4 protein-coding genes are annotated in these 8,182 nt (G+C 39.7%); all 4 read right to left on the reverse strand.

Going from position 1 to position 8,182, the window contains the following annotated elements:
* The coding region (locus C2M30_RS13935) for a hypothetical protein (protein WP_158683445.1) at nucleotides 1-2,061 on the reverse strand (2,061 nt) is incomplete at its 3' end.
* A gap of 245 nt (nucleotides 2,062-2,306) precedes the next feature.
* A complete protein-coding gene (locus C2M30_RS13940; RefSeq protein ID WP_105172067.1) occupies nucleotides 2,307-2,753 on the reverse strand; it encodes a DUF4124 domain-containing protein in 447 nt (148 codons plus the stop codon).
* A 214-nt stretch (nucleotides 2,754-2,967) separates the two neighbouring features.
* Complete coding sequence (locus C2M30_RS13945) at nucleotides 2,968-3,972, reverse strand: hypothetical protein (RefSeq protein WP_105172068.1); 1,005 nt, start codon at nucleotides 3,970-3,972, stop codon at nucleotides 2,968-2,970.
* On the reverse strand, nucleotides 3,972-8,182 hold a 4,211-nt coding region (locus C2M30_RS13950), incomplete at its 5' end, for a LamG-like jellyroll fold domain-containing protein (protein ID WP_199775892.1). The genes C2M30_RS13950 and C2M30_RS13945, both read right to left, overlap by 1 nt.

The raw sequence follows: 8,182 nt of genomic DNA on the forward strand, positions 1-8,182 counted from the left end.
ACGCCCAGGTTTTATCGCAAAGTTTGCAAGCTCTCCGCCAACTGTTACTAAACTATTGTTACCGGCTACTTTTGCTAAACGCCCTGTATAACCAAAGTCAGCTAACCCTGCTGGTAAAGGGGTACCATCATTATCAAACCACTCAGTTGTCAGCACTAGCATTGAATCACTTGATAATGCTGAGCCTTCATAACTAATCTCGTTTTTTTGCTGACCTGTTTTTATCGAATTTTTATTTGGCTCAAAAATGCGCTCCGCTGTTACTTTTAAGTTAGGTGGATACATTTCAGTAATATCAGCAAAGTCATATATTTCTTGCACAGAGGCATTTTGACGAGCGATATCGGAAAAAGACCGTAGCTTAGACCCTATATAACCCGTTTTTCGGTTAATTAGTATAATTCTAAGCATTTCATTCGGCTTTAAATGGTCGGCTTCGCGACGATGCAACTCAGGGTTCATATGGGACTTGCTTTGATACAGACTAAACCCATCCTCACCGCGATATTCATGTAGTATGTGATTAGACAACGTTTTTGGGCCTCGCATATGTAATTGATATGAAAACTTTTCATTAATTACACCGTAAAAACTCAGCCCATCTTGCAAATCAGCGCCTTTTCGCTGTGTCAACAGCATGCCTGATGACTCGCGAAATATGAATATATCGGTATCGCGCAAGTCATCTTCGCTTAAACTTTCTAACAACCCTTGCGGTTGTAAATCAGTAACAATATCAACAACGCGTATTAGGTCTGGTTGTTGTATTTCAGCTTTGTCATCATCACAGTCAGCTGACGGTTTCACTTCATTTGATGATAAGTAAACACCATAATATTTAGAATCATCAACACTCTTTTTGCAAACAAACTCCCCTTCATTATTTATATCTCCATAAAGAATATATTCTGCAAGTTCATCCCCATCAAAATAAAACATTGGTTTTTCATTAGCTTTTATTTCAGGCTCTCGGTAGATGTATTTTGTTTCCGACCCAATTGGCACTACTGTGTTTTGAAATGGGTCATAGATCTCTGCTTGACCACCAAGAATATTGGTATCAACAAAAAAGTTATATTTATAAATCGATGAATTAGCAATGGATGCTTGAAGGCCCACAAGAGTTACTTTAACCATGGCACCTACTATATCTGACACTGGTATAGCATCGTATCCGATACAAGCGTCATATCCTGGAAACACTTGATAATCAAAACCAGCCGAAGTTAATTTAGGATTAAAGTTTGCGTAGTAGTAGTTCATATAAGCTGGCGTATTATATTCAAAAAAGAACATAGGACATGGCACTAAACCATAATGACTCACCCACCTCCCATCTTCTTCAGCTACTGCCATACCGCCGTATGGCGCCATTACTTCAACAAATGAACCTTTAAACGGCGCATAAGCTTTTTTGCCAATTAAGTTGCCTAGTGTAGATGGAGCTCCACCATCTCCTTCATAAAAGGCTGATTTAAACGCAAAGTTGTATTCCGACTGAGCTATGAGTTGGCCAGAACGATTTAATAAAAGCGATCTTGTATTACCATTGGTGGGACCAACTGAATTTAAGTCGAAACGAGCTCTCAATAAAATAATATGTTGTTTTGCCGAAACCAAAGTCTTAGGCTCTAAAAAAACAACGCTTTTAATGGATTCACTTACGCTAAACTTATCAACGTTATTTTTTAACCCAGTTTTTAAAGTAGCGCTCTCATATTGCTCCCTAGACATAATCACTAAGCGGTCACCGTACTCACTTTTTAGTTGTGATAGTGCTTCGAGGGATGCGTTAACTGTATGAGCTGAAAGCGCGTAGCTTTCTAGGTTGCTAGCATATGGGTATTCTGCACCAACAATTTTACCATTTTCGTTATATTGTGCCCAAATTGGTAAATCGTTTTCTAAGACAAGGCCACGCGCTAGAACATAGCCACTTCTTGCTCGATGTATATCAAATGCAGTGTAAGCATACGCGGGAACCACCTCAAATATGAAAATGCAAGGTAACAGCAGCCAAAATAGTATTTGCTTAAATCGAGAGAATTTATTCAACAACATTTTTAATCCTTTAAACCTTTTAAGCCGCTAACCATGAAAAGTTAACTTTATTGTTTTTATTCACTATCAAAAGCCATACACTCGAATCGAAAGGGTGAGTATCACTTTTTAAATCGTTAAAATATTCGATTTAGTATTTAACTAGCACCAGCATTAAAACGTTTTTTTAACCGTTCTAACAATGGGAGCTATTACTCGTGCTAAACGAAAAATTTACACTAGGTGTCAAGTCCACTTACGCTCGTTCAAATTCCTGAACACATTATTTCCATGTTTTCTTTGGCACTTTTTAGCCAATGTTTTTCTTCTGATTTCGTCATCATGCGTTTTTGCCCTGTCGCAACGTTATAACCTAAAATCCCTTCACGTTTATAACGTTCATATTTTTCTTTGTAACGGTTACAGCGTGCTATGTCTTTTGCTTTTTCTTCAGAACTAACTTTTGGCGTATTTACGCGATTTACATTACTTTTGCTACCGCTAGAAAAATGTTTGTGTACATTAGGGTGAGACTTAGAGCCAGCCGCCAATTTGGCTGCTATTTTTATTTCTTTATGTGCATACTGCGCAGGAGGAATATCACTGAAATGGGTTTTTCCCTCTGCATCCGTCCATTGATAAATTTTCGCTACGCTAGTGAAAGAGACCATTAGTGCCAACGCAAAAACCAGCAATAACGTAAATGTGTTCATATTTGCTTCCTTTCTAAATATGAGGGTATATCAAATTTGTTTCTATTTATGCGTAGTTAGATTAACTGTCGAACTAGTCTAAGAGCGCATCGGTTCAATCACCTTAACTCTGGGAGCTAGATAAACTTCTACAACTTAGTTTTCAACGACTCTGACCCCATTGGTGCCAAGCCAAATCAAATTAGGGTGGGTGTCTTTGTTATTTCTTAGATAATTATTGCAAATCCCCATTTTTTGGTTTACCAAATTTATCAAAATCTCTTTTATTAACCCATTTTTGACTACTCCAATCTGCCCATACTAGTTGTTTCAATTTTTGCCATTCTTCCTTCCCTTGACCGCTATCCCAGTCTTTATGGGCTTTAGCAAAGATGGTAGTAACTCGTTCAGGCAAGTATTTCACTATAGCTTTAACAAATTCAGTGAAGTCTTCTGCCACTTTTATTTTAATAGGTAAATATTGCTCTTTATTTTCCAATACATCTCTAACACAGTATATAGATGCGGTTAATGCCAAATCAGGATTATGTATTTCAATGACTTCAGCCGTCTCAATATACGAAGCAATGGAGCGCAAGTAACTGCTATACCCGTTATAATAATGCTTAGGGCTTGGATTTGGACTAATTATTAAATTAAATGAATGCCTAAAAAAATTGCTTATAACATCTTGTACATATTTTTGTTTATCTTTACTTAGCTCAAATTGAATATCATTTTCTAATGCTTCTCCATGTAAAAATTTGAAAAGAAGCTTTTCTCTTCCAGCCAAAGGGAGTTCATCTTTGATCCTCGGTGTGGTTCGAGAATGATATCTCCCTGCGCATTTTAAGTAATACTCTCTCGCTTGTTTCAACTCCTTCTGCCATATTTCTTCTTTACGCTTTTTAACCTGCTCAATTATGTACCTATACATCTCTTCAGTTTGAATAGGGCTAATTAGCATTAATAAAAAAACTCTTCCGCGAATACCGTCTAAAGCACAGTCAAAGTCTGATGTAATCTCTTCGTCATCTTCTTTTAAAAATTCAATACTAAAACCATTATAATTATTAAAATCTAGGTTACCCGTCAAAAAGAAATCTTTTAATTTTGCACGCTCTTCTTTATCTCTTGGGCTATAGCAATCAACAACTGGTTCAACGAGCTTCCACTCCTTTTTTCTCGCTTTGCGCCATTGTTCATTTTCGTTATGCCAACCAGCTAAATATTTATCCATTAAAATGCCACACTTTGCTCTATTAGTTCTGTGATTAATTCGTCTTCGATTCCATCGAGCATTACATCTCGCCCAGTCGTTAAAATCAGGGTTTTTATATCACCATGGAGTATATCTTTATAAGCGTCTTTTTCTGTATACTGAGAAGTGTTATCCTTCTTATCGCTATAACCTAAACTAGTGTAGTATGCATTGGTGCCATCTTTGAGTGGTAGTTTACGTGCAAATCTAGCTACGGTCTTTAAATCAGCTTCATCATAACCTTTAAGTTGTTTACTGCGATTAAATTTCTGATAATACCATTGCATTTCGCCAGCGAGTTTACTTTGGTTAGCGCGCTCAGCGGTTAAAACTCGGTCTAAATAAAATTGCCTGTGCAACCCTTGTTTTGGTTTGCTTAAATCAAACTTTTTCCAACGACTTCTGATAGAACTGCTTTCACTCTTTTTATAGGATTTAATTTCTACAATTGTACTCTTTTCAGGGTCATCGCCGTTTAAAGTAATGTCTGTAAACCTCTCAAAGCTTTGTAGTACGTTTAAATCACCCAACTGGTCGCTTGAATAGAGCTTAACTTCAAAATTCTGCTCAATCGCTGTTACTCTGTCTTCTTCTCGTTTTGTGGTTTCATACACAAGGTGTTTAAATGCCAACATACCGACATGGAATAAGTGACCATTTTCAAATTTACCAAATACCTTATTTGTGTTGTCATTTAGAGATGTGGTAAATGCTTTTACATACAACTCTTTTAAAGGCTTTTTCACATCAGCAGCTAATGGCACACAATCGCCTATCGCCTCCGCATCACAGACAGAAACATTACGCGATTCTAAATAGGTTAAAATGGCTAATATCGTAAGTGGAGACATTCTTAAATTATTATTTTTGGTGATATAGCGCCTCAAAGCGTTACCCCCTGCCAACATTCCCGTAAGCGACACTGGAGAAAAAGCGATTTTGCGCTGCTTGCCTATCGCACCATCTTTAACATATTTTGAGACATTTTTAACGGCATCCACCATTTTTCCGTCATCCAGTTTGCCGCCTTTTCCGTTAAGCTGCCTAGCCGCTCTTAACAAATTTCTACCTAGAATAGCGGCTTTTACCTTGCCTTTTTTGAGGGGCTTTTTCTTCGCGTACGCCACGCTCATCAACGCATTTAATGGTGAGAAATTAGATTGTGTATTTTCTACTGAGTGATACGCAGTTAGTTCGAGTTCAGGCGGCTCGCCAGCTCCATCCCAACCATCAGCAGGCAAACTCAGGTATTCCATCCACGCAAAAATGTCATCGCTGCTTGAAACGGATTTTATTAAGACCATTAAACCTTCCCTTGCTTCCGCATCAGCTGCCATTTCACCTGCAATTATTAAGAAAGGTAAAATGGTTAATGCCTTGTCAAAGTCCCGTTTCAGAATATGGTCCATTGTTTTACCAATTACCCCACCTAATGACTTTAAGAACTTAGGATTAAGTGCTTTAACAGATTTAAATACTGCTTTTACAGGTCTTATAATTGGGATCAACGGCTTTGCGAGCGGTACAATTGTTAGTACTTCTATGGCATTTAACGCCAACTCAAGTGGGTCAAATCGACTGTCACCTTTGGCTAAGAAAACCACTTGCTCAGCGACTACGCCAATTGCCTCGTATGGAATTATGGCACCAGCAACGGCTTTAAAGCCTTTCCAAGCACCTTCCCAACTGAAATCAAACCATGCATGCGCCACTGGCACAAAAGGAAACGGTGTATATTTTGTGCTATTAAAGGCAACGGGCGGATAACCGTCTGGCGGATTAAACGCCGCCATCATTCGCATCATTTGTAAATAGCCTTGTTCGCCTATCACACTGGCAAAATACTGTTTACCATCAACGTTAATACCAATGCGGTATACACCTGCCGATTCACCGTTTTTATTAAGCTGACCCGTGCTTTTTATTGGTAATAACGTTTGTGATTGACCCGTATTAAAGTCAATTTGCTTTGCTTGTGTACCATCTGTAAAGCTTAATAATGGTTGACTCTCGTAGTCATAAAACTTAACGCTGCTTAAGTTACCATCAAGCCCTTTACCGATAGTAAGTCCGCGAGACGTAACCGAATAAACTAATGGTGTGTCGGGCACGTTAATCGTTGTTAGCTGGCCATTAACTTCTAACTGAAGCTCGCCGCCTTGGTATTTACCCGCAATTGTGACCCATTGAGACAAATTAACGGCATTGGTTGAAGTAACTGATATTTTGCCAGATTTGTTATGAAGGTAATAAGTCAGTGTGCCATCTTGGTTTAAGTTTAGGCCTTGTGCGCCGCCTTCAAAATCAAACACTGTCGAGTCAAATGCGCTCGCTTTGAGGTCTAACCTAAAACCGACACTATTAACAGGCTTAAAGCGTTCATCTGCTGGCACCACGATTTGACTCGGTAGCCATTCTCCAACCGGGTTTTTGTCAGCGTGTTTTTTGAATTGGTAACTAAAACCTGTTTGCGTTGGGTGGTCATTAACTAACTTAACAAAACTTGCTTTACCATTATGAAGTTGGTTTGCATCAGTGACTAATTCCTCGACGAGTTCACTCATGAAATAGGCGGAAATAGGCTGTAAATTAGGTTCAGATAATGTGCCTAACGTGACAAACTGAGAGGTATTTTCTTGTCCATTTAGCTCTAAGTTTCCAGTTACGCTGTAAGGGAGCTTTATTACGGAGTCGTCTTCACGGGTTAATCCAAGTGCACCATCTACATCTGCTTCACCAAACACTAACACGTCAATACTGTTTGCTGCGTTTTGCTGTGTAACAGGCGACGCCATAGAGGCTATTCGCGCATTTAATTGCGCCCCTTTACTAAACTGGCTTTTTTGGCCAAATTGTTTTGCCGTTTGCATGCGAAGTGCTGCTGATTGTATGGGTTTAGCGGTAATATCCCCCTCAACAACATCACCTTCTACTAAGCCAACTCTTGCAGATATTTGCACTTGCTCTAGGGCATGGAAACCTGTGTGGATTTTCGCAGTAACTAACCCGTCAGCATTGGTTGTTAGCGTGCCACGCTCCAACCGCCCACCATTAGTTTCAAACCATACACTCACGCCTTGTGCAGCACCACCACCTGGTTTAGTGACTTTTGCACGGACTTCATATACTTGACCCGCTTCCATATTAAGTGGGTAATCTTCAATTACAACCGTAAGTGGTTGTATTACCAAGTCTAATTCTTGAGAAACATTTCCGGTCGTTACTTTTAACTTTAATTCATCGTCGGGTAAGTAACCGCCCTTCACAATAAGCGACGCTTTACCGTTGGTGAAGCTATCTGAAGCCTCTGAAACGATGCCATGTCCGTCTAGTGAGTAGATGAAAGAGGTACCATCAGCCACTAGGTTGCCGTTTTTATCTTTGGCTTCTAGTTCAATATTGATTTGACCTAACCCTTCCATGTAAGCATCACCCTCCCCTGTGACACTTAAAGTAGCAGGCTCACCCGGCACAACCTCTATGACATCCATAATAACGTAATTGTCTTTATCTCCCGCAAAGTACACAAAGGGGGTTGCACGTGTACCAGTGTACGGCGGTAGCTGAATATCTGCGGCAAAAACGCCGTTTTCAGCATTGTTATTATCTAAATTAATAAAGCTGCCTGAGCCTTTGGCATCCCATTTAATTTCAACCGGAGTTTTATTCTGACGGTTTGCATAACCAACAATAAGGCTTTGCAATGGTACAACTGGGTCGTCTGCACTCACATAAATAGTGCCATCTTCACCAATGTTGTCATAGCCTGCCCAACGCGTATCAAGTGCTACAGCTTCAAACGCATAATCCCACAGTACGTTAGTGGGGTCGGTGTTGTTATAGAGACTTAACGTCACAAAATCTTCAACATCTAGCGCTGCAATGTGGTCAAGGCGTTCAAAACGTACTTGACCTGATTCGCCAATGGTGGCTTTGATTTCATCAGCCCCAAGTGAAAACACAAGCTCTTGGCCTTCACCTAAAAATTCTAACGCGTCGCTGTTTGATGCCAATAAATCGTACATCATGGTAACCATGTCGTCGCTTGAGCCAATTAATGGGCGCTCTTTGGGGTAAAGCGAAATCACATTATCATCGACTGTTTGGCGCAGGATATCGTTTACTTTTAGCTCGTATGTACTGAACTGATACTCTGGGCGATAAACATAATGGTAAACAGGCTCTGGCT

The organism is Pseudoalteromonas sp. T1lg24 (genome assembly GCF_002964745.1).
Classification (GTDB): domain Bacteria; phylum Pseudomonadota; class Gammaproteobacteria; order Enterobacterales; family Alteromonadaceae; genus Pseudoalteromonas; species Pseudoalteromonas spongiae.

Excerpts from the sequence above, each read along its gene's own strand:
- C2M30_RS13940 (WP_105172067.1), bottom strand. The coding sequence starts at position 2,753 with ATGAACACATTTACGTTATTGCTGGTTTTTGCGTTGGCACTAATGGTC.
- C2M30_RS13945 (WP_105172068.1), bottom strand. The coding sequence starts at position 3,972 with ATGGATAAATATTTAGCTGGTTGGCATAACGAAAATGAACAATGGCGC.